The sequence below is a fragment of the Vibrio sp. YT-19(2023) genome, from assembly GCF_033337395.1.
This window is the reverse complement of sequence record NZ_JAWOQN010001110.1, coordinates 1-525: the sequence shown is the minus strand read 5'-3', so window position 1 is coordinate 525 and position 525 is coordinate 1. Positions and strand designations below refer to the sequence as shown.

The following is a 525-nucleotide window of genomic DNA, read 5'->3' as shown; positions in this document are numbered from 1 at the left end:
AGCGTTGCATCTGCGGTTGCTTGAGCATTATGAGATATCTCGGAAGACGAGGCTTGCATCTCATTCACTGCGGTTGCAACAGAATCAATTTCGATTTTTTGCGCGCTTAGGTTTTCAGTAACACGCTCACTGTTATCCGCCGCGCTATCGGCATTCGTTTTCGTCTCTTCACAGGAATCTTTTACCGAAACTCCTACTCTACCTAATAAGGCGTTCGCGAACTGCTTCCTCATTTTCATAGCCAGTTCGATTTCTGCAAGATCATTCACTTTCCCGCAGTATATGTACTCCATCAACGGGTTATTGAAATCCTGCCTTGCTTGTTTAGCCAGCTTCTCAATTGGTCTGGTCAACATGTAAATGGATAATGCCGAAAGTAACGCTGCTGCGCTGAAAGCCACCATTGGTGATTGATTCATCTCTAGAAGTAACAAGCCCAAAAAGTTCGAAATAAAAAGGAAAAAGGCAGCTCTCATCCAAAGACGTGTTCGAGGTAGGTAAAGTTGAAGCGGTTTTTTATCATTT

1 pseudogene is annotated in these 525 nt (G+C 43.6%); it reads right to left on the bottom strand.

Annotated elements, in window-relative coordinates:
* Positions 1–525: pseudogene (locus tag R7E78_RS30315) on the bottom strand (chemotaxis protein); the annotation flags it as partial.